Here is a 19,651-nt window from a genome sequence, read left to right as displayed (position 1 = left end):
CGCGGTTTCCAGGCTCGATCATGCCCGTCGCACTTCTTGACCTTATCGTTATCGGCGTCGTCCTGCTGTCCGCCCTTCTGGCGGCAGTGCGAGGCTTTACCCGCGAGGTCCTCGCAATCGCCTCGTGGGTTGCCGCGGCCGTCGCTGCCCTCTTCCTGCACGCCCAGGTGCTTCCCTATGTGAAGCCGCATATCGCTAACCCGACGATCGCGCTGGTCGTTGCCATAGCGGCGGTCTTTCTTGTCACGCTGATCATCGTGTCCTTCATTACGGTGCAGTTGTCCGACCTGGTGCTGGATTCCCGCATCGGTGCCGTGGATCGTTCGCTGGGCTTCATTTTCGGCGCAGCTCGCGGCTTTCTGATTTGCGTTGTCGGGTTTCTTTTCTTCAATTGGCTCGTGAAGCCAGACATGCAACCTGAATGGGTGCAGCAGGCCAGAACCAAGCCTCTGCTGCAATCGACAGGCGATCGTCTGGTGGCGATGTTGCCGGATGACCCTGAAAGCACCATCTTGCAGAAGTTGCGCCGTCCGAGCCCGGATGGAGATGCTGATGTCCCGGCCGAACCCGAGACATCGCCGCAGACGCCCGCCAATGGGCAACCTGCGCCGCAACGCCGCAGCGAGGCGCCGGTTAGAAACGGTGCCACTGGTGCTACAGGTGCGTCCCGGTAAACCGCGGTTGCGGTCGCGTTCGGTTACCGGCGGGAGACTCAATGATGGAAGATAGCCGCGGATTCGACGATTTCGATTCCGAAGCTGATACCCTGCATGAGGAGTGCGGGGTATTCGGCATTTATGGGCACCCCGACGCCGCCGCGATCACCGCGCTCGGCATGCATGCGCTGCAGCATCGCGGCCAGGAAGCCGCCGGCATCGTGTCCTTCGACGGCACCCGCTTCCAGTCGGAGCGGCATCTTGGCCTCGTCGGCGATAACTTCTCCGATCCCGCGACCATAGAGCGCCTGAAGGGCCATATCGCCATCGGCCATACGCGGTACTCTACTACCGGCGCGACGATTTTGCGCAATGTGCAACCCCTGTTCGCTGAACTTGCGAGCGGCGGTTTCGCGGTGGCGCATAACGGCAATCTCACCAACGGCCTCACGCTCCGGCGCAGGCTGGTCGCCGAAGGCGCGATCTGCCAGTCGACCTCCGACACGGAAGCGATCCTCCACCTCGTGGCCCGCTCGCGCCGCACGCGCTTTCTTGAGCGCTTCATCGACGCTCTGCGCCAGATCGAGGGTGGCTATGCCATCGTCAGCCTGACCAACAAGAAGCTCATCGGCGCGCGCGACCCGCTCGGCATTCGCCCGCTGGTGCTTGGCGAACTCGACGGCCACTACATCCTCGCCTCCGAGACCTGCGCCCTCGATATTATCGGCGCCCGATTCGTCCGGGATATTGAGAATGGCGAAGTGGTGGTCATCTCGGAAGCCGGCCTTGAGAGCCATCGGCCCTTCCCGGCCCAGCCGGCCCGCCCCTGCATCTTCGAATATGTCTATTTCTCCCGGCCGGATTCGGTCGTGAACGGCCGTTCCGTCTACGGTGTCCGCAAGGCCATCGGCGCAACACTCGCGCGGGAAGCGCCTGTCGATGCGGACATCGTCGTGCCAGTGCCCGATTCCGGCGTGCCGGCGGCGCTCGGCTTCGCCCAGGCCGCGGGCATCCCCTATGAACTCGGCATCATTCGCAACCACTACGTCGGCCGCACCTTTATCGAGCCGACCCAGGCCATCCGCGCGCTCGGCGTGCGGTTGAAGCACTCGGCAAACCGCGCTCTCGTCGAGGGCAAGCGCATCGTGCTGATCGACGATTCGATCGTCCGTGGCACGACATCGGTCAAGATCGTGCAGATGATGCGGGACGCCGGCGCCACGGAAGTGCATTTCCGCATCGCCTCCCCGCCGATCATGTATCCCGACTACTACGGCATCGACATGCCGGATCGCGAGAAACTGCTCGCGGCCCGCATGAGCCTGGAGGAGATGCGGGAGTTCACCGGCGTCGACAGCCTGGCTTTCGTATCCGTCGACGGCCTCTACAGGGCGCTCGGCGAGAAGGACGGCCGCAACCCCTCCCAGCCGCAGTTCACCGATCACTATTTCACCGGTGATTATCCCACCACACTGACAGACCTCATGGGGGAGCGCACGTCGCAGTTGTCCCTCCTTGCGGAAGCCGGCTGATCGGCGTCCTGCGCGCTTTTCCGGTGAAATCCATGGCGCCGGAAAAGCGCTATCTCATTGATTTTACGCACTTTCGGACGCCGAACCGCTCCGCGCTTTAGCTGGAAATGCTCTAGGGCCAATCAACATTCAAGAATTGCCAAGAGATACCACCGTCATCACCGGGCTTGTCCCGGTGATCCCGACCGGAGAGACGCCTCCATTCATCGGGATGGCCGGGACCAGCCCGGCCATGACAACTGAAAACTGACTATCAATTAAACCTAGAACGGAATGCCCATGTCCCGTCCCCTCGCGGATCGCATCGCGCTGGTCACCGGCGCATCCCGTGGCATCGGCCGCGCCGCCGCCCTGGCCTATGCCCGCGCCGGCGCCCATGTGGTCGCGCTAGCCCGCACGGTCGGCGCGCTCGAGGAACTCGATGACGAGATCCGCGCCGCCGGCGGAAACGCCACGCTCGTCCCCGTCGACCTCAATGACTATGACGGCTTGGATCGCCTCGGCGCCGCGCTCCATGAGCGCTGGGGCAAGCTGGACATCCTCCTGGCGAATGCCGGGGTTCTCGGCGTGCTCTCGCCTCTCGGCCATATCGAGCCGAAGGTGTGGGACAATGTCATGGCGATCAATGTCACCGCGAACTGGCGGCTGATCCGATCGCTCGACCCGCTGCTGCGCGTGTCGGACGCGGGCCGCGCCATCTTCCTGTCGTCGGGCGCCGCTCATTCCTGCCGTGCGTTCTGGGGTCCCTACGCGGCCTCGAAGGCGGCGGTCGAGGCGATGGCAAGAAGCTACGCCGCCGAGACCGAAAAAACCGCCCTGCGCGTCATGCTGGTCAATCCCGGCCCGCTGCGCACCGCCATGCGCCGCGCCGCCATGCCGGGCGAGGATCCGCAGACGCTCAAGACGCCGGAAGACCTCGCTCCGCATCTCGTGACGCTGGCTTCGCCGGACTGGACCGAGACGGGCAAGATTTTCGATTTCCCCGCCGGCCGGGTCCTGACGCCGCAAATGCCGGCCTGATTTTTTTCAGCGCTTCCCGATCTGGTTGAAGCAATGAAACTCTGCCGTCGATGAAACTCTGCCGTCATGGCCAGGCTTGCCCCGGCCATCCCGATAAGTGGGGCTTCTTGTCCTTCCGATCGGGATCCCCGGCACAAGACCGGGGATGGCACCGGAGGGGATCAGGTGCTTCACATTGATCGGAAAGGGACTTAGCGCTACCGCCCCCCTCCCTGAGTAAGCGAGATATCAGCGCTTCTTCTTGTCGTAGGGATTGTCGCCCTGGCGCAGCGAGAGCCGGATAGGTGTACCCGGAAGATCAAAAGTCTCGCGCAAGCCATTGACGAGATAGCGTGAATAAGACGTCGGCAGCGATGCGAGCTGATTGCCGAAGACCGCGAAATGCGGCGGCCGGCTCTTCACCTGCGTCATGTAGCGGATCTTGATGCGGCGGCCCGAGACGGCCGGCGGAGGATGCGCCGTTGTGGCGTCGGCAAGCCACCGGTTCAGCTGCGAGGTCGATATGCGGCTGTTCCAAACCTCATGGGCGGCGACGACGGCTTCCATCAGTTGGTCGATGCCGCGCCCGGCAAGTCCGGACAGCGGCACGATCGTCACGCCCTTCACCTGCGACAGCAACCGCGCGGCCTCTTCCTTCAGTGTCTTCAGGAGGCCGGGCTGATCCGCGACCAGATCCCATTTGTTGAGCCCGATGACCAAGGCCCGCCCCTCACGCTCAATGAGGTCGACGATGGTGAGATCCTGCTTCTCGAAGGGAATGGTGGCATCCAGCAGCACGACCACGACTTCGGCGAAACGCGCGGCGCGCAATCCGTCGGCGACGGACAGCTTCTCGAGCTTGTCCTCGACGCGGGCGCGCTTGCGCAGCCCCGCGGTGTCGAACAGCTTGATCGGCCGGCCGCGCCACTCCCAGTCGAGAGAAATGGAATCACGCGTGATCCCGGCTTCGGGACCGGTGAGCAGACGGTCCTCGCCGACCATGCGGTTGATGAGCGTGGACTTGCCGGCATTGGGACGACCGACGATGGCGATGCGAATGGACCGCGATGCCTCGTCCTCTTCATCGTCATGCTCGGGAGCGGGCAGAAGGGCGGCAAGTGCGTCATAGAGGTCGCTCGTGCCTTCGCCATGTTCGGCCGAGATCGGCACGGGATCGCCGAGGCCGAGCGTGAAGGCCTCGTAGGAGGCTTCAAGCCCGCTGCGCCCCTCGGCTTTGTTGGCGAGGAGCACGACGGGCTTGCCGGACTTGCGGACGAGATCGGCGAACTGCCGATCCGAGGGCGTGATGCCGCTGCGGACGTCGATGACGAAAAGAATGACGTCGGCCGCCATCACGGCCGCTTCGGTCTGGGCGCGCATGCGGCCCGTCAGGCTGTCGGCGTCGGCCTCCTCGAGGCCGGCCGTGTCAACCACGGTGAAAGTCAGATCGCCGAGATGGGCCTCACCCTCGCGGCGATCACGGGTAACGCCCGGACGATCATCGACGAGCGCGAGCTTCTTGCCGACAAGCCGGTTGAAAAGGGTCGACTTACCCACATTGGGACGACCGACGATTGCGACTGTGGCGACCATGATCTCGACTGACGGAAAACGAATAAGGGAGCGGAGCAGGCTCTGTACTGGCTACTTGACGGTGACGGGACCGCCCTGCACCAGCGCAAGGTAGAGCTCCGCGCGTTGGCGCAACGCGGGTGGCGCCTCGGCATCGGCGGCGATCTGATCGAACCAGCGCCCGGCGGCTTCATAATTGCCCGCCTTCAGCGCAGCGAGACCGAGGAGTTCGCGGGCTGAATTCCGCCAAGCCTGGCCAGGGGCCGCAAGTGGGGTCAGCTTTGCCTCGATCGTCGACGTGTCACCGGCGTTGAGCCGCAGCATCGCCGCCCGCAGCGTCGCGAGCTGCTGCATCGTCGCAGGCACGCTCCCATCGCTGGACAGCGCCTCGAAGGCGCTGGCGCCGGCGGCTGCGTCACGTCGGCCGATCTCTGCCGCGAGGCGGAAACGCGCGAGATCACGGTAGCCTGCGGGAGCGGTCTTCGCGAGCTCCTGCAAAACCGCCTCCGCCTCCGTCTCCTTGTCGTCGCGCGACAGATCGATCGCCTGTTCGAACTGGTTGCCCGCGGCTCTCGCCGCCTCCACCTGGCGATAGCGCCAGAAGCTCCACCCGCCGGCCGCGAGTGCGATGAGAACGGCAAGGACCACCAGCAGCGGGCCAAAGCGCCCCCACAGTTTGAGATATCTGTCGCGTTTCAGATCGTCTTCGATCTCACGGAAAATGTCGGTCATGAACTGGTGGCCGTCCCAAGCTTCGATCTCAACCCGCGCCAATCGCAGCAGGCCCACGGGTCGCCTAGCATAGTCGCCGCCTCCTGTCCCGGAAAAGTCGCCTCGCGCCCTCAACAGCGCGTGTCCATGGATGCCACGCCGCCGGCCTTGCGACGGGCCGGGCGGTGAGCACACCGATCACCCGGCCCTCCTCGATGCGCTGTAAGAAGCCCGGGCTGATCGGCGCGGCCCTGATAGTCAACGGCGCTATGGCCAAGGCACCGCCAGACGCCGCCAGACCGCGACGCCCATCCATAACTTAGTTTATGATTCGTAAACACTTACGGACTGTGCAATCATTCCTGCGTTCAATGCGAGCCGAGAGGGGCCGGGAGAAGGGGAAAAACTGCGGGTGTAAGCTTGCCACAGTCAGCAATTTCTGATGACTTACACGCATTGGTTGAATTTGATTTCAATATCTAATTTCAAGCGTGGAGCTTTCAGCACATGCACTGGACCCGAGGTTACGTAACCGATGTCGGTTACACTGCGCATTTCTATAGAGAAATGGCACCCGCACATCTGGCATTCGCTGCCTTGGTATCCGGCCGCTCACCGGGCGGAGCTTTTGCTCCGCGACGCGTCGTCGAGCTGGGATGCGGACAAGGCTTCGGTCTTGCCTTGCTCGCCGCCGCGAACCCCCACATCGCGTTCGAGGGTTATGACTTCAACCCCGCGCATGTGGTCCACGCCTCGCGCCTGATTGCCAATGCCGAACTGTCCAACATCGAAGTCATCGAGGCGAGCTTTCAGGAACAGGCGGCGGCCGGGCAGCGGGAGCCTGCCGATATCGTATCGCTTCACGGCATCTGGAGCTGGGTCTCAGCCGACGCCCGCGACGCGATCCTGTCGATCATCCGGCAACGCCTTCGGCCGGAGGGGCTTGTCTATATCTCATACAATTGCCAACCGGGCTGGGCCTCCATTCTGCCCATGCGGCAGTTCATGCTCGATACCCGCCAGCGCAACCCCGGCCATTCCGACACGCAAGTCGGCCTCGCGCTCGATCAGCTGACACAATTGCGCAATGGCGGTGCCGCCTATTTCACGGCCAACCCACCCGCCGCGGCCCATCTCGATCACCTGCTGAAACAGGATAAGATTTATCTCGCGCACGAATATTTCGGGGCGGACTGGGAGATCATGCCCTTCGCCACGGTCGCCGCGATGTTGGACGAGGCCAAGCTCGGATATGTCGGCTCCGCGACCATTGCGGAGAACCTCGATCAATATGCCGTACCCTCGGCCCTTCATGAGATGGTGGCGAGCGCCCACGATGTGGGGTTGAGGGAGACGATACGTGACTACGCCGCCAACAAGCGCTTCCGCCGGGACATCTTCTCCCGAGGTATGACGCCACTCACCAAGGCGGAACATCGCGAGCTGCTGGAACGTGTTCGCTTCGTCGGCGTCCGACCGCGCGAGGATTTCAAATTCACTTTCCAAGGCCCTCTCGGAGAGCTGACAGGAAAGGAGGAACTCTACAAGCCTGTCGCGGATCTCGTCGCGCAGAAACCCGCAACGGTCGAGGAGCTGCGCGCCCTGCCCGCCTTCCGCAACGAGAGCCTCGGCACGTTGCTCGACTGCCTGGCGCTGCTCATCCATTCGCATCAGGTCTTCGCGCTGACGCCTGGCGTCCCAACCGACCCAGCTCCCTCGCAGCGCTTCAACCGATGGATCACGGAGCGACTGAAAATTGGGCGGGTCTATCATTCCATCGCTTCGCCGGTTCTGGGCAGCGGATTACCCGTTGACGACTTCGATCTTCTTGCCTTGAGCGCCGTCTTCGACGGCTGCCATGAAGACCTGTCCAGCATCACCCGGCATGCCTTGAACATCTTCAAGCTGCTGGAGCGGCGCCCGCAACGCGAGGGCACCGCCCTCACGGACGACGAAGAAGCCACACGTTTCCTGGAAAATCAGATCCAGCCAATAATAGAAAATAAATTTCCTCTTTGGCGAAAACTTGGAATCATCTAATCCTTGCAATATTATTCCTCATTATTTTCTTTATATTTAGAAAAGAAATGAATTTCCATGATGATAACATTTAGACACCTTCGTTATTTCGAAGCCCTTTCACGGCATCGGCATTTTGGACGCGCCGCCGAAGAATGTTCGGTGACGCAGCCAGCGCTCTCCATGCAGATGCGCGAGCTGGAGACCTTGCTCGGAACTCCTCTGATCGAACGCCGGCGCGGCGACGTTCAATTGACGGAGGTCGGCCATGAGGTTGCGCGGCGCGCCCGTGATATTCTGGCAACCGTGCTCGATCTCACCGAATTCACACGGCGCACAAGCGGACCGCTGTCCGGCCCCTTCGTTCTCGGCGCCGAGCCTTCGATCGCCCGGTATCTCATTCCAGGTACGCTGCCCCAGATCAAGGCAGGCTTCCCGGCATTGGAACTGACGCTGCGCGAGACTATGACGGGTGCCCTCGTGGGCGAATTGATCTCAGGCCGGATCGACGCGATTCTCGTCTCCCTTCCGCTTGAACATCCCGACATTGAAACGTTGCCGCTATTCGACGAGCACCTGCTCTACGTCACGCCGGCGCAGAACCACGGCAACCCGCCCTCACACATGCTCTCGCCGAGCCTGGTGGCCGCGGACCAGCTCGTCCTGCTGGAAGACGGCCACAGCCTGCGCGAGCAGGTTCTCAGCTACTGCAATGTGCCGCCCGCGCTTGTCCGTCAGCAGAACGGCGCCAGCAATCTCTCGACGCTGGTGCAGCTGATCGCCAACGGCTACGGCGTCACGCTCCTGCCCGAAATGGCGGCAGCCGTCGAGGTGGCCGAGGACACCCGCGTGAACCTGTCACGTTTCCGGGACCCGGTTCCGCTGCGCACGATTGGGCTTGCATGGCGGCGCAGCTCCCCTCGTACCAACGATTTCCACGCCCTCGGCGAAATCATCGGGGCCGCCGGTCAGCAGTTGATCGAGCGCTGTCGCGGCCGGCTGCCGCTCGTTGAGGACATGCAGCCCACGCGCATCGCGTCATGAGTCGATGCCCTCCATAAACTGGAGGGCCTTCGCCCTGGAGCCCCATTCGGTGGGAGGAGCGTCAAGAAAGCCAGCGCTCGGCCCAGCGGCCGAGCAGGTTGCGCGAACGTGCCGTTCTTTCCCGCTCTTTGATCTGGACATAAATCCGGGCCGGAGGGCGGTCGAAATAACGCAGTAGGGCCGGGCAAAGCCAACCCTCCTGACGGAACTCCCCATTGTAGTAAACGTTTCCGTCGCCCTCGGCGCGGCGCCACTCCAATGTGTATTGATGTCCGGGAAAAGCGGCGGCCGAGAAGACCATGACAAAGCCACGCGCCGCATCCGGTATGCCCGCCGTCGCGAAGTCGATCAGACTATCGGCGCCCGCGACAAACGGCTCCTGCTTCAGCCCCACCTCGGCGTCATCGAATACCCACATGCCAAAATGTTTGTAGGGCGCGATGACATTGATGCTGTTCATCCGTCTCCTCCTGTCGCACCACATCGTCCGATGAACGCCTCGCGGTAACCAGTCCGCGACCATGGTTGTCCATGCCGTACAGCCAGCCGAACGTCGCCGCATCCGCCGGAACACATTGAACACGCCGTCGGGGTTCAGCCTTAGAAGAACAGAGAGGAGGATATCAGAACACTCGCGACAGCGGCTCGGACGATTATGCGTAAAGTCCGGCTAAGCCATTGAAACCAATGGCGGGAGTGACGGGGCTCGAACCCGCGACCTCCGGCGTGACAGGCCGGACGAAATGAGCGGTTTCAAGGCCCCGTTACACTCGCTTTCGCCCAAACGGGGCGAGATTTGAGGGGAAGTGTAACGCGATCCGCCGTCACCCGCCCCATCTTTGCGGACTTGGCAGGACCGAGAATTGCGGCGGCTCCGCTCGCACCGAACCATTGCGAGCGGACCGCTCTGTCCAGTTGGGCATCGAATAGCTCGCCCGGCTCCCGCAGACATGGCACCGAAAGTGTCGAGAGAGCACCACGAGATCGACCGCATCATTGAGTGCGTCCAGGGACGCTATCGCATGTCGGCCACAACTATGGGGGCCTGTGCACCAAATGTGGAGCGATCTCACGCCCAGTGACCGCATGTTTTCTAATGTCATGTTCATAGCCCGGCATCCTACGCCAGCCCACGATATGAGAACAGAAAAAGAACAAACAACGCAAAAAACAGCCCATCTCGAAGGACAGGGCGGCGCCTCGCCCCTACCCCACCTGCGGCCCCTCGTATTCCCGGATTCCGAGCGCGAGCGCGGCGCAGGCAAGCTCGATGGCTTTCGGGATGACCACCGCGCGGCCATCCTCATGGCGGCTGCCCTTCTCATAGAGCTGAATTGAGGGCACGCTGATGCCGAGCAGCCCGGCGGCGCTTGCCTGGGAGATCTTCATGTGCTTGCGCCACGCCTTGAACTGCTCGGGGGTCATGGTAATATCCTTGTCAAGGAGGTGAGCCGCTTCCTTTCCGGTGGGGACCGGGCTTTCACCCGATCCCCGTTGGCTTAGCTGATGATCAGGACCAGGTGCCACCCGAGGAACTTGATCTTCAGCACTACCTTCCGGATTTTCAAACGGCTCACCTCCCTTCAAACCCGAAGCTGAACTGCTTCGGTGGTTTGTTATCGCATACTGAGTAGGCGGAGGCAAGCCTTTTAGCCTACACAGTATGTTTTTTATTTGATGACCTTCGTCCATGTCAGGATCTTGGTCACGCTCTCCCAGAACAGCACGCTTCCGGCGACGAGGCCGAGCACGGTGATCGCCACCCAGCGGGCGAAGCGGCCGAGGGTGGAGACCGCCCGCAACAGCCCTATCCCTTCGCGCATCAGGACGATGTCACCGGGCTGGAGCTGCGCCAAGAAATCCAGCGTCTCTTCCGGCAGTTCGGCCAAGCGCGTGGCGGGCGCCTTCTGTTCATCCATCACAGCCCCCTCAGTCGCGGCCGCGCCCAGCCGCAGCCGGCGATGCCCCGCTCGATCGTGTCGTCAATCCAGTCCTGATCGGCGGCGGTGCGGCCATCGATCAGGACACCAGGAGCGCGAAACACCCGGCATTCACCTTCAGCGACACTGGCCGGTCGCGACGCTCCACATCCGGCCAGAATCAATGCAAGCCCGACGACGGGCAGAAGCTTTGTCAGCCGCATCGACGGCCCCCTTGTCCTGTTCGGCGATGGCAGATTGCGCGGCCTCGTAGCCGCTGGTGTAGATCTGGCGGTAGATGAGAGCGGCCACGACAATGAGCGCGAGCGCCGCGAGCAGCGTGGCGATGAGGCGCGGGTAGCGCCTGATGAAGGCCAGCGCCTCACCAAGAGCGGCGGCAATCATGGAGCCGGCCGCCGGTTGAAGGTGACGCGCCCGGTCAGCACCAGCCAAAGACCGATGCCGCCGGCCGCCAGCACAAGGGCGAAGGCGGCGAGCGACATCGGGTTGTCGATGGCGCCGAGGAAGGCGAGGCCGCCGCCGCCCGTGGCGAAGGTGAGCAGCGCCGACCAGAGCGATTTGCTCTCAGCCGGCTTGATATCATCGGGCACGGCGAGCGCCGGCAGCGCGTCGACCGGTTGCGCCTTGCCGATCTCGGCGGCCTTGAGGGCGGCGAGGAAAGCCTCGCAGTAGGTCGCCACCAACTTCGCCTTGTCCGTGCCGTTGACGATGCGCCGAGCGCCCTCGAAGTCCGGGTCCGGGCGATCGAGATACATCGACATGCGGTGCTTGCCGCGCGTCCACCATCCCTCGATCGTGCCGGGCAGCGAGACCTTGAGATCCGCCTTGCTGTCGAGCATCAGCGACGGGTCAGCCACAATCGGCAGGCCGGACTTGGCCTGCGCATAGGCGTAGTTTTCGGCATGGGTTATCTGCATGCGCCCGCGACCAAACCAGCCCTTGCGCCAGTACGGGGTTTTCACGCTGGGCAGCTTGCCGGACGTCCACGCCGTCTCGAGCCGCGTCATGGCCTGCTTATCGCTGGTGGCGAAAGTCTCCCGAACCGGGACCATCGTGCCGCCGGTTTCGCGGAAGACCTGGCCGAGGTAGCAGGCGAGGTAGGCCAGCGGCAGATGGCTGTAATGGGCATCCCACTCGTTGAGGATGTCGGTCATGCCGTCGACCTGCTGTTGCGTGAGTCTGTCGCCGAAGGGCGAGCGGCGCGCATAGGCGAAGAAGGTGGAGCGGTTGAAGCTCATTGCCGGCAACCCTCCACCACGCAGTGGGCGCCCTTGGCGACACCTGCCCAATCGGTCTTGTCGCGAGACGCGCAAGCGCTCGCGCTCGCGGCGACGAGCGCCACGATCAGCAAAAGTTTCATTTGGATGTCTCCGAAGATCAAACTCGCTTGCGGCGCGGTCTAGGCCGTGTTCCGATGGCCGACCTCAGACCCGCTCCCCCGGCGATGAGGCACCGCCCCTGGCTGCTCACTTCCCCCGGCGCAAGCCAGCAGCCGGGGGCGGGCTTGCACCTGAATTGAAAAAGCCGCCTCGGAGGGCGGCGGGTGAGCGGTTCTTGAGGGAGAAATCAGGCCGGGGTGCGAAGCAGCGGTCGGTGGATCACCACTCTTCCAAGCTTAGTATACCGCGAACCGCTGTCGAAGACGGTGTTGTCCTTGCGGTCCATGGGCCGGTTGGGTCTGTGGCGGTGAGTATTCCACTCGTCGTGGAAGCGACATACAGCCCCAGCGCGGCATTGTAGACTACCTTATTGATGGCATCCGATGTCCCGCTAGTTCGCTGCGTCCAGGTTCCGGTTGGATCCGTAGCGGTCGCAATCTTTCCGGCATTGCCGACCGCAACCCAATAGGATGCGCCCTTGCAAACTCCGTTGATGTTATCCGATCCGAATGACGATGTGCGGGAAATCCACGTGCCAGTCGGCGACGTCGCAGTGCGCATGGCGCCCGAGACACCGACCGCGACATAAAGCCCATCGTCACCTTTCGCGACGTCATTCATCGTGTATGTCGCGGAGGCTCGATTGGTCCACGTACCTGACGCAGACGCTGCCGTGTAAATCGCGTTCGTCCCAGCGGCGACAAACACCGTCCCGTCATGAATGACGCAGCGGGCGTTGATCGTCGCTATCGCCGTCCAAGAGCCAGCAATCGCCGTCGCGCGCTGCGAACCGGAGCCTGAGAGAGAAAGGATAACGACCTCAGTCGCAGAGAATGCACCCGACCCTCCGGCTGTTCCGGGAACCGTGCCCCCAGTCCACCCGGCCATGGGGTCGTTCGTGTAGAGATACGAATTGACGTTAGAATTCTCGCCCGCCAGGAAACAGGGAGTTCCGGACAGCGAGCCAACCGCATACCACGAATAGTTGCTCGGGACTGTAAATCCGGTATTCGTCGTCCAGGTGATGCCGTCGCGCGAATAGATCATGCGATAAACACCGCCGACGAACCCGCTTATCATTAGGAGGGGCTTTTTTGCGGATGCGAAAACGTATGGGTTGATGATCAGGCTCATGATTGGTTCCCGATCAGTTCGACGATGAGGCCGGCCGCCGTGCCGTTGCCAATCTGGTCGATGTCGATCGTTACCTCGTCGTCAGCGAGGAAGGCGGCGGAGGATATGACGGCGGGCGTCGCGGCCGTGGCAGACGTCTTCTCGGTGTTGTCGATCGTGAGCTTCGTCGAAATGACGGAAGTGCCGTTCTTGTTGATGTCGACGGTGAAGATGCTGCCGGATGCCTGCGCGGTGAGAAGCGAGGCTTTGACGGCTGTGAGGGTGAAGGCATAGGGCAGCCGGAAATAAGCCTTGCCCGTGCCGGCAGCGAGCGCCGTGGTAAGGTCGCTGCAGGCGAGGATGAAGGCCTCGGGCTTGGCCTTGATCGCGTCGGCTTGCTGTGAGGATACCGGCTTACTGGCGTCTGAGGTGTTATCGACGCTACTGAGACCAACATCGGCCTTAGCCAGGCCCGTTGGTGAACTGATCACCGGGGAGGTCAACGTCTTGTTGGTCAGCGTCTGAATGTCGGTGCTGCCAACGATCGCGCCAGAAGGAAGAGCCTTACCGCTGTCCTGGATGCTCTTGCCGGAGCTGTTCGAAAAGGATGCCGCGTTGCCGGAGGTCGATGACGCCGGGCCTATCACTGCGCCGTCGATGTTGGTCTGAACGACATTCCAATTCGCGCCGACAGCGGCTTGAACGCCGGTGCTCGATCCATCCACGAAGCAGAACACCATGTCGCCGATTTCGACGACAGGGCCGGAAGCGCCGCCGATCCGGCCTGCCGTCGTGATACGGTAGGTATCGCCCGCATTGGCGGCGGGGTAGTTCGGGTTCGTTGAGGCGTTGATGCCGCCCTTCATCGAGGCGAAGTCAGCGCCCGCCAGGAGGTTGTTGATATAGGCTCTGACAGCCTTCTGTGACGGAAGGCGCGTGTCGCTGTCGGCAGCCAGCGTGTTGTCGGTGTCGACGACACTGGCCGCGAAGTGGGACGTCGCTATGCCGCTGATCGTGTTGTTGGCGAAGTTGATGATCTTGTTCGTCAGCGTGGCTGCGGCCGACCATTTCGTGCTGTCGGATGTGTTATCGACATTGCCGAGGCCGACATCCCCCTTGACCAGGGCGAGGCCAGTTTTCAATGCGGAATAATCGGCAAGGCCACCGAGCGTCCGGCCGAAGGACGTCAGGTTGTATTCGGCAACGACGCCCGCGCCAGTCGCGTAAAAGCCCTTGTTGGCCGCCGTCGCCAGTGAGGCGAACGAACCCAGCGTTGCGGAATAGGCCTGGACGTCGGTGCCGATCTCCAGGTTGAGCGCCGCTTTCCACGCCGCCTCATTGGCTCCACCAAGGAGCGAGGCGGAATAGGAGCTGAATGCGCCGCCATCCTCAAGGACATCGCCGGTGTTGTCGGCGAAGACCGCGATATTGCCGGCAGACACAGCGCCAGCCGTCGTCACGTCGCCAGAGCCCGCACCGGCCGCGCCTGCATCCCCCGTCGGCGCGAAGCTGAAGGCAAGCCTCGCGGCGTTGGAAGGCGTGCCGTTTCCGGCGACATAGGCGACCGGCACCTTGCGGTAGCCTGTGCCATCGACGACGGAGCCGGTCACGCGATAATCGGCGAAGATCGTCGGGGTATCGACCGCCACGAGACGAAGGCGGCCCTTGTTGCCCGTGGTCGTGGAATCGTCGAGGGCATCGAGCCAGGCGGTGACGGTGGCGCCGCCGGCGTCGAGGTTGTCGAAATAAATGACGGTAGCGCTTGCCGGGGTCGCGTGGTTGAGCCGCGCGTTGCCGTTGCCGGGGTCGGCGTCGGTCGTCGTGGTGGAAAAATTCCAGGACGCCGCGATAACGGGACCAGCCGGGCCTTGAACTCCCGCCGGAATGCCGAAGTTGAGCACGGCGGCAGAGGGTGAACCGGCATTCGCCACGGTGGCCGAAGCGCCGGGCGTCAGGGTGGAAACGGTTCCAACGGAGATAGTCGCGGCGGCCCCGTCATCGCCATCCACGCCAGCCGGCCCCGCCGGGATCTCGAAATCCAGCACGGCGGCAAGGGGGGTACCTACATTGGTGACCGTCGCCGGCTGCCCCGCCGCAACGGACGTGACGTCGCCGACTGCGATCGTCGCCGAGGCGCCGTCAGACCCGTTGGTGCCGTTGGCGCCCTTCAAGCTGACACCCGATCCCCAGGCCGAGCCGACCTTGGGACCGTAAAAAAGCATGGTGCCTGTGTCGAGGTAGAAATCCCCCGCGACACCCGCTCCCGACGAAGGCGCCCCCGTGCCGCTGAGAATAGTGCTGCCGTTGGCGCCGTTCGACCCATTGGCGCCGTCCGCACCGTTGTCGCCTTTCTCGCCCTTGCCCGCCGGGCCGGACAGATAGATCGTCCAGTCATCAGCCGACCCGCTGCCGAGCGCGGTGGTGACCTCGACCGTCAGCGACGTGCCCGAATAGGCCGTGATCTGCCCCGACATCTGCCGCGTCGTCGGGTTCGCCGCCGAGACGATTTGCACATAGCGCCCGACATTGAACGACTTGCCGGCCTGGGTGACAAACGACTTGGAGCCGGTGCCGATCGCGGTTGACGTGGTCGAGGTGCCCGCCAGATTCGCCGCCGCATTGATCGCGAGCAAGGCCTCCGCCGCGATGGCATTGGCGACGACGCCCATGTCATTCCCCGTCTGGGGGAACGCGGTCTGATGATTGAAGCCGGTGAAATTGGCTGGAATGATCGCGATAAGCCGCGCCACCGCAGCGAGTGCGGTCGGGTCAAAAGCCATGATAGGCCTCCGGTCTAGATGCGTTCTTTGAGTTCGAAGGAGGCCCCGCCGCGCTGAAACGTGTTCTGCGACAGCGAGCCAAAAGAGCGCAGCCGGCCCAGAAAGGAGCGGCGCTGAATAAAGGCGTCGGCCGGATCGGGAATCACAAAGACTTCCCGGTCATCACCCGCCAGACGCATCATGCGATAGCCGGAGGAATAGAGCTCGGCTTCGGGCAGGTGGTCGAGATTGAAGGAGAAGACACGCACCGCCGGCCCACGGCGCTCTGAATATTCGGCCCCCGATGCCGACGTCTCCCGGATGACATTGGGCTCGAAGGTGAGGCCGTTGTTGCCGTACTGATAATTGATGGACGGCTCCCACCAATCGGCCATGAACAGCCGGCCCGCCTCGAAATAGCCCGCCGCGTTGCCGGTGTCGTCGATCTCGACCTGCCAATATTGGGCGGCGACCTGGTCGTCGAAGACATGGATGATCCAGGGCCTCACCTCCGGGTCGTCGTTCTCGGTGCCGGCGCCGCCCAGCCACCAGTTGAAGGTCTCCCATGGCAGGGTGAGCGACGAGACCGAGCGGCCTATCCATCCCGTGTCGAAGATCAGGGATGAATAGCCGGAGTTGGAATATCCCCTGATGCGGTATTGCATGCCGCCGGAGCCGTTATGCGGCCCGAGCAGGAACACCCGCTGGGCGATCGGCGCTGAGAAGCCGATGCGAAAGCGCGTGCTCGTCAGGGTGAGATTGGTGGAGCGGGCGCGCCTGAACAGCTGGTTGTTCTGGAGATTCGCGAGCGGCAGGCCCGTGACCCACGAGCCATAGCCGGCCGCGAAGGCGCCGCCGTCCGATAGGGCGTTGTAAAGAAGCATGATTCTGTTGTCGGCCATGGCGCCTCAACCGCAGAGATAGATGCAGGCGACGAGCTTGACCTCGTCGGGATCGGAGAACGTCACGGCCTCGCGGATGCGGGCCACGGTGTAGTGCGTGACGAGTTGGGCGCGCTGGCCACCGAGATCGAAATCAGGCTGGCGCATGCCGATGCCCGGCAGATCCGAGGTGCAGGCCAGGTCGCCTTTCTCGATATCGCCGCCCCGCCCGCAAATGAGGACCTGGCCTTCGCCGAGGCCGTTGATCACGACGCCATCAAAGCGGCCCGCCCAGTTCGCGCGCTTCGCTTTGCTCTGCTTCCAGGTTTCGCGATGCTTCCTCAGGGCCAATGCGCCACTGCCAAGGCGCTGTTGCGGACTGACCGTCTCGTCGAATTTCATCGGCGGGACGTTGGATCCATCGACCACGGCGTGCAAAGAAGCCTCATCGAGAGCGTGCCGGCGCGTCAGAATGCCAATCGCCGCCGGGTCCATCGCCTTTCTCGACAGCGAAACCGACGTGACGGTGTCATCGACGCCTCGACGATCAATGACATCGCCGTCGACCAGGATTGACCCGAGCGGAATGTCCGGCGCGTCTTTGTCGATGAAGCCGGGATGAGAACCCGTGAAAGGCCCAACCGTGCCATTCTCGCACCACACAGCATAGCCGCCGGATGCAGGCGGCAGGCCAAGCAGAGCCGCCCCGCCCGCCGGACCGGTAATAGGGACGCTGTTGAAGCGCGCGCCGTGCGACTGCGGCCCCGTTCCGAGATTGGTGCCATAGACAGCCGCCTCGCCATTCGCGCCGGTCTGGCTGATGCGCACCGACGAGACGTTAGGCGCGACCGTCGAATTGAAGATAATGCCAGGCTCGACGAGCGTGCCATCGGTCGCCTGGATGCGAATGCGGGCGCCGTTGATGCTGCCGCCGTTGATCAGTGGCGCGTTGATCGTCAGCGTGGCGGTAACAACGCCGGCCGTCAGCTTGGTCGCCGACATGGTGACCATCTTGGCGTCGGTCACCTGAAGGTTGTCGATGTTGGCGGTTTTGACGGCGAGCGCCTGAATATGGGCCGAGCCAACGGCGAGATTGGCGATCTTCTGCGCGGTCGCCGCACCATCCTGGAGCTGCGGCGTGCCGACCGAATTCGGCGGCGGCACCTGATTGCTGGTCGTCGCCACGACGCCGTCAGTGGGCGAAAACGGATACCATTCACCGACCAGCGGCGGGCTGTTGTTGTCGATCGCCCGGAACCAATAATACCAAGTTTCCGACACACCCAGGTTGCCATGCACGAAGGTGCCGGTCGTGTCGCCGATCTTGGTGGCGGTGGCGCGGTTGTTGGTCTTGGAGGCGTAGATCTCGACCCTGTTCAAGGTCATGTAGATCAGGCACTCGTCTTCTCCCCCGCCGCTCGTGCCGACAAGCAAGGTGATCTGGCCCGCCCCGCCAGCCTTGTTGACCGACGTGATGACGATTGCGCTATCTGCCATGAGGATCAGCCGAACAGATCAAGGGTGACGATGTTCTCGGCGCGGTTCTCATTGCGTCCGATCACGCGCATGGGGCGCCCAGCCCCATAGCCGAAGCGCGGAACCTGCACGGTGACGGTGTCGTTGAGCTTGATGCCGGCGGCCCGCTCAGCCCACAGCACGACCTTCACCCGGTCACGCCTGACCTTGTAGAGCGCGAGCAGCCGCGTCGCCTCGACAAGTGCATCGGTCGGCTGCGTGAAGCATGTCTCGATCGTCAGCTCGCCTGCGTTCTTGTACTTGGTCTTGATCGCGGCATCTTCGGCCTTACGCTCCCGCCATTCCGTGGCGAGATAGGCTTTGTAATCCTCGTTCTGCTGCGTGCATTTGGCGACTTCCGATCCCGACAGCGGTGTGTAATTCCGCTTGTAGCGGGCGACGACGCGCCAGACGGGCACGCCTCGGCCCGCATCATTCGTGACCTCGAAGGTCATATTCTCCGGCCGGATGATGTCGTCCATCGTGATGGTGGTGACCGGCGTTCCCGGGGCCTCGAAGCGACCGACCTCCAGCACGCCATTGGCGTTCGGCGCGATCCAGGCGCCGACCGAGTTCAACACCTGCTGGACGGCATCGAGGATATGCTGATCGCTGTCGATCCATATGCCACATTCTGCCGAGCTGAGGCTGCTCAGCGCGTTCAGGCTGGCGTCCGAGTAATCGGCCGTGGTGAGCCCGGCCCGCTGCAACATTCGCCGGACGAGGCCGGCAGCATTACGCTCGTACCATTGCGTGCCCTCCTGCACGTCGGCGGTGAGCTGGAAGGCGGAGCGCGCGATGCGGAAGAGCCCAAGGCTGAAACAGGTCGCGTAGCGGCCCGGCAGGACAGTCGCGGCGATGAGGGCCGCGAGCGAGGTGTAATTGCCGACATTCGTGAGCGGGGAGCCGCCGTCGAAGACGTCGATGTCATTGACGGCATTGTCCGCCACCTGAAAAACACCATCGAACGGGTTCACGGCGAACGGCCGGATGCCAAAAACCTTGCCGAAGACAAGCGGCTTCGGCTGGTCGCGCAGGTCTTCGGTGCCCTCGGCGGTGTTGCCAGCGCCCAACGTCGTCCCGGCATAGCGGTTGACCTGCAAGGGCCGGTCGAGGGTCAGCCGGCTGTCGAAGATCCGCACCCGCAGCGTCTTCCAGGCGTCCGTCGTGTCGATCGTCTCGATCGTGCCCTTGAACACCGTCACCGCCGACGAGAAGGACGAGGCGACGCTCGCGAGCTGCTTGATCTCGACGCGGCGGCCGTCGAAGCCATAGTCAAACCAGGCATCGAGCCCACCATCAGCATTGGCGAGGATGAGATCGCCGAAGCCGATGGAGGCGCTGCCGCCGGTCTGCCCCGCGTTGTAGAGATTGGCGGAGAAGGAACCGGGGTCGACGATGCGCGGCTCATAGATGGTGTTGGCCGGGCTGTCAGACGGGCTGGTGATGTAGGCTTCTGTCGCGAAGCGAAACGTCAGCAGCGCCGCCCCGTTATGGGCGTCGATCTCGACGAGATAGAGCATGGAGGGTC

At 63.1% G+C, this 19,651-nt stretch carries 19 protein-coding genes; 5 read left to right on the top strand and 14 right to left on the bottom strand.

Annotated features, from left to right (window positions below):
- Window positions 1–20: 20 nt before the first annotated feature.
- From KIO74_RS03965 to KIO74_RS03955, 3 genes are all read left to right on the top strand, one after another.
- The gene (locus KIO74_RS03965) at window positions 21–674 is read left to right on the top strand and encodes a CvpA family protein (RefSeq protein WP_213330727.1); all 654 of its coding nucleotides are present in this window, start codon (window positions 21–23) and stop codon (window positions 672–674) included.
- A 41-nt stretch (window positions 675–715) separates the two neighbouring features.
- Window positions 716–2,188, top strand: coding sequence for an amidophosphoribosyltransferase (gene purF / locus KIO74_RS03960; protein WP_502762015.1), 1,473 nt, complete (start codon window positions 716–718; stop codon window positions 2,186–2,188).
- A 279-nt stretch (window positions 2,189–2,467) separates the two neighbouring features.
- Window positions 2,468–3,208 carry an SDR family NAD(P)-dependent oxidoreductase gene (locus tag KIO74_RS03955; protein WP_213330725.1) on the top strand — a complete coding sequence of 247 codons (741 nt, stop codon included), beginning with the start codon at window positions 2,468–2,470 and terminating at the stop codon, window positions 3,206–3,208.
- Window positions 3,209–3,436: 228 nt separating this feature from the next.
- Here KIO74_RS03955 and der read toward each other — a convergent pair whose 3' ends face one another.
- Together der and KIO74_RS03945 are read right to left on the bottom strand one after the other, a co-directional pair.
- Window positions 3,437–4,780, bottom strand: a complete 1,344-nt coding sequence (der, locus tag KIO74_RS03950) for a ribosome biogenesis GTPase Der (protein WP_249730847.1) — start codon at window positions 4,778–4,780, stop codon at window positions 3,437–3,439.
- A gap of 51 nt (window positions 4,781–4,831) precedes the next feature.
- Window positions 4,832–5,491, bottom strand: a complete 660-nt coding sequence (locus tag KIO74_RS03945) for a tetratricopeptide repeat protein (RefSeq protein ID WP_213330723.1) — start codon at window positions 5,489–5,491, stop codon at window positions 4,832–4,834.
- 486 nt (window positions 5,492–5,977) lie between these two features.
- On the opposite strand from KIO74_RS03945, the gene KIO74_RS03940 reads away from it, so the two are divergent.
- Window positions 5,978–7,510, top strand: a complete 1,533-nt coding sequence (locus KIO74_RS03940) for a methyltransferase regulatory domain-containing protein (protein ID WP_213330721.1) — start codon at window positions 5,978–5,980, stop codon at window positions 7,508–7,510.
- Between the two features lie 57 nt (window positions 7,511–7,567).
- Window positions 7,568–8,533, top strand: a complete 966-nt coding sequence (locus tag KIO74_RS03935) for a hydrogen peroxide-inducible genes activator (RefSeq protein WP_349629141.1) — start codon at window positions 7,568–7,570, stop codon at window positions 8,531–8,533.
- Between the two features lie 61 nt (window positions 8,534–8,594).
- Here KIO74_RS03935 and KIO74_RS03930 read toward each other — a convergent pair whose 3' ends face one another.
- From KIO74_RS03930 to KIO74_RS03885, 12 genes are all read right to left on the bottom strand, one after another.
- Window positions 8,595–8,993 carry a DUF6717 family protein gene (locus KIO74_RS03930; protein ID WP_213330719.1) on the bottom strand — a complete coding sequence of 133 codons (399 nt, stop codon included), beginning with the start codon at window positions 8,991–8,993 and terminating at the stop codon, window positions 8,595–8,597.
- 746 nt (window positions 8,994–9,739) lie between these two features.
- Complete coding sequence (locus KIO74_RS03925; RefSeq protein WP_213330717.1) at window positions 9,740–9,958, bottom strand: helix-turn-helix domain-containing protein; 219 nt, start codon at window positions 9,956–9,958, stop codon at window positions 9,740–9,742.
- A 245-nt stretch (window positions 9,959–10,203) separates the two neighbouring features.
- Window positions 10,204–10,452 carry a hypothetical protein gene (locus KIO74_RS03920; RefSeq protein WP_213330716.1) on the bottom strand — a complete coding sequence of 83 codons (249 nt, stop codon included), beginning with the start codon at window positions 10,450–10,452 and terminating at the stop codon, window positions 10,204–10,206.
- Entirely contained in the window at window positions 10,452–10,577 is a 126-nt protein-coding gene (locus KIO74_RS32140) for a hypothetical protein (protein WP_283772112.1), read from the bottom strand. The genes KIO74_RS03920 and KIO74_RS32140 overlap by 1 nt, the downstream gene beginning before the upstream one ends.
- Before the next feature lie 13 nt (window positions 10,578–10,590).
- Entirely contained in the window at window positions 10,591–10,857 is a 267-nt protein-coding gene (locus tag KIO74_RS03915; RefSeq protein ID WP_213330714.1) for a hypothetical protein, read from the bottom strand.
- Window positions 10,854–11,711 (bottom strand): hypothetical protein, encoded by an 858-nt coding sequence (locus KIO74_RS03910; protein ID WP_213330712.1) that lies wholly within the window; start codon window positions 11,709–11,711, stop codon window positions 10,854–10,856. Before KIO74_RS03910 ends, KIO74_RS03915 begins: the two co-directional genes overlap by 4 nt.
- On the bottom strand, window positions 11,708–11,833 hold the full coding sequence (locus KIO74_RS32135; protein WP_283772111.1) for a hypothetical protein: 126 nt from the start codon (window positions 11,831–11,833) through the stop codon (window positions 11,708–11,710). The genes KIO74_RS03910 and KIO74_RS32135 overlap by 4 nt, the downstream gene beginning before the upstream one ends.
- A 238-nt stretch (window positions 11,834–12,071) precedes the next feature.
- The gene (locus KIO74_RS03905) at window positions 12,072–12,899 is read right to left on the bottom strand and encodes a hypothetical protein (protein ID WP_213330710.1); all 828 of its coding nucleotides are present in this window, start codon (window positions 12,897–12,899) and stop codon (window positions 12,072–12,074) included.
- 83 nt (window positions 12,900–12,982) lie between these two features.
- Entirely contained in the window at window positions 12,983–15,745 is a 2,763-nt protein-coding gene (locus KIO74_RS03900) for a beta strand repeat-containing protein (RefSeq protein ID WP_213330708.1), read from the bottom strand.
- Between the two features lie 14 nt (window positions 15,746–15,759).
- Window positions 15,760–16,626 carry a hypothetical protein gene (locus KIO74_RS03895; RefSeq protein ID WP_213330706.1) on the bottom strand — a complete coding sequence of 289 codons (867 nt, stop codon included), beginning with the start codon at window positions 16,624–16,626 and terminating at the stop codon, window positions 15,760–15,762.
- A gap of 6 nt (window positions 16,627–16,632) precedes the next feature.
- Entirely contained in the window at window positions 16,633–18,102 is a 1,470-nt protein-coding gene (locus KIO74_RS03890; protein ID WP_213330704.1) for a phage tail protein, read from the bottom strand.
- Window positions 18,103–18,107: 5 nt separating this feature from the next.
- Window positions 18,108–19,643 (bottom strand): hypothetical protein, encoded by a 1,536-nt coding sequence (locus KIO74_RS03885; protein WP_213330702.1) that lies wholly within the window; start codon window positions 19,641–19,643, stop codon window positions 18,108–18,110.
- Between the last annotated feature and the right edge of the window lie 8 nt (window positions 19,644–19,651).

The sequence above is a fragment of the Chelatococcus sp. HY11 genome (genome assembly GCF_018398335.1).
In the GTDB taxonomy this organism is placed as follows: Bacteria; Pseudomonadota; Alphaproteobacteria; order Rhizobiales; family Beijerinckiaceae; genus Chelatococcus.
Note: the sequence above shows the minus strand (reverse complement) of the source record. Positions and strands in the feature narration are given on the sequence as shown.

What these genes read in the sequence shown, in the direction of transcription:
- KIO74_RS03945 (WP_213330723.1), bottom strand. Translation starts at nt 5,491, where the DNA reads ATGACCGACATTTTCCGTGAGATCGAAGACGATCTGAAACGCGACAGA.
- KIO74_RS03890 (WP_213330704.1), bottom strand. Translation starts at nt 18,102, where the DNA reads ATGGCAGATAGCGCAATCGTCATCACGTCGGTCAACAAGGCTGGCGGG.
- KIO74_RS03895 (WP_213330706.1), bottom strand. Translation starts at nt 16,626, where the DNA reads ATGGCCGACAACAGAATCATGCTTCTTTACAACGCCCTATCGGACGGC.
- KIO74_RS03940 (WP_213330721.1), top strand. Translation starts at nt 5,978, where the DNA reads ATGCACTGGACCCGAGGTTACGTAACCGATGTCGGTTACACTGCGCAT.
- KIO74_RS03955 (WP_213330725.1), top strand. Translation starts at nt 2,468, where the DNA reads ATGTCCCGTCCCCTCGCGGATCGCATCGCGCTGGTCACCGGCGCATCC.
- KIO74_RS03930 (WP_213330719.1), bottom strand. Translation starts at nt 8,993, where the DNA reads ATGAACAGCATCAATGTCATCGCGCCCTACAAACATTTTGGCATGTGG.
- KIO74_RS03885 (WP_213330702.1), bottom strand. Translation starts at nt 19,643, where the DNA reads ATGCTCTATCTCGTCGAGATCGACGCCCATAACGGGGCGGCGCTGCTG.
- KIO74_RS03965 (WP_213330727.1), top strand. Translation starts at nt 21, where the DNA reads ATGCCCGTCGCACTTCTTGACCTTATCGTTATCGGCGTCGTCCTGCTG.
- KIO74_RS03910 (WP_213330712.1), bottom strand. Translation starts at nt 11,711, where the DNA reads ATGAGCTTCAACCGCTCCACCTTCTTCGCCTATGCGCGCCGCTCGCCC.
- KIO74_RS03935 (WP_349629141.1), top strand. Translation starts at nt 7,568, where the DNA reads ATGATGATAACATTTAGACACCTTCGTTATTTCGAAGCCCTTTCACGG.
- KIO74_RS03900 (WP_213330708.1), bottom strand. Translation starts at nt 15,745, where the DNA reads ATGGCTTTTGACCCGACCGCACTCGCTGCGGTGGCGCGGCTTATCGCG.
- der (WP_249730847.1), bottom strand. Translation starts at nt 4,780, where the DNA reads ATGGTCGCCACAGTCGCAATCGTCGGTCGTCCCAATGTGGGTAAGTCG.
- KIO74_RS03905 (WP_213330710.1), bottom strand. Translation starts at nt 12,899, where the DNA reads ATGATCTATTCGCGCGACGGCATCACCTGGACGACGAATACCGGATTT.
- purF (WP_502762015.1), top strand. Translation starts at nt 716, where the DNA reads ATGATGGAAGATAGCCGCGGATTCGACGATTTCGATTCCGAAGCTGAT.
- KIO74_RS32135 (WP_283772111.1), bottom strand. Translation starts at nt 11,833, where the DNA reads ATGAAACTTTTGCTGATCGTGGCGCTCGTCGCCGCGAGCGCGAGCGCT.
- KIO74_RS03920 (WP_213330716.1), bottom strand. Translation starts at nt 10,452, where the DNA reads ATGGATGAACAGAAGGCGCCCGCCACGCGCTTGGCCGAACTGCCGGAA.
- KIO74_RS03925 (WP_213330717.1), bottom strand. Translation starts at nt 9,958, where the DNA reads ATGACCCCCGAGCAGTTCAAGGCGTGGCGCAAGCACATGAAGATCTCC.
- KIO74_RS03915 (WP_213330714.1), bottom strand. Translation starts at nt 10,857, where the DNA reads ATGATTGCCGCCGCTCTTGGTGAGGCGCTGGCCTTCATCAGGCGCTAC.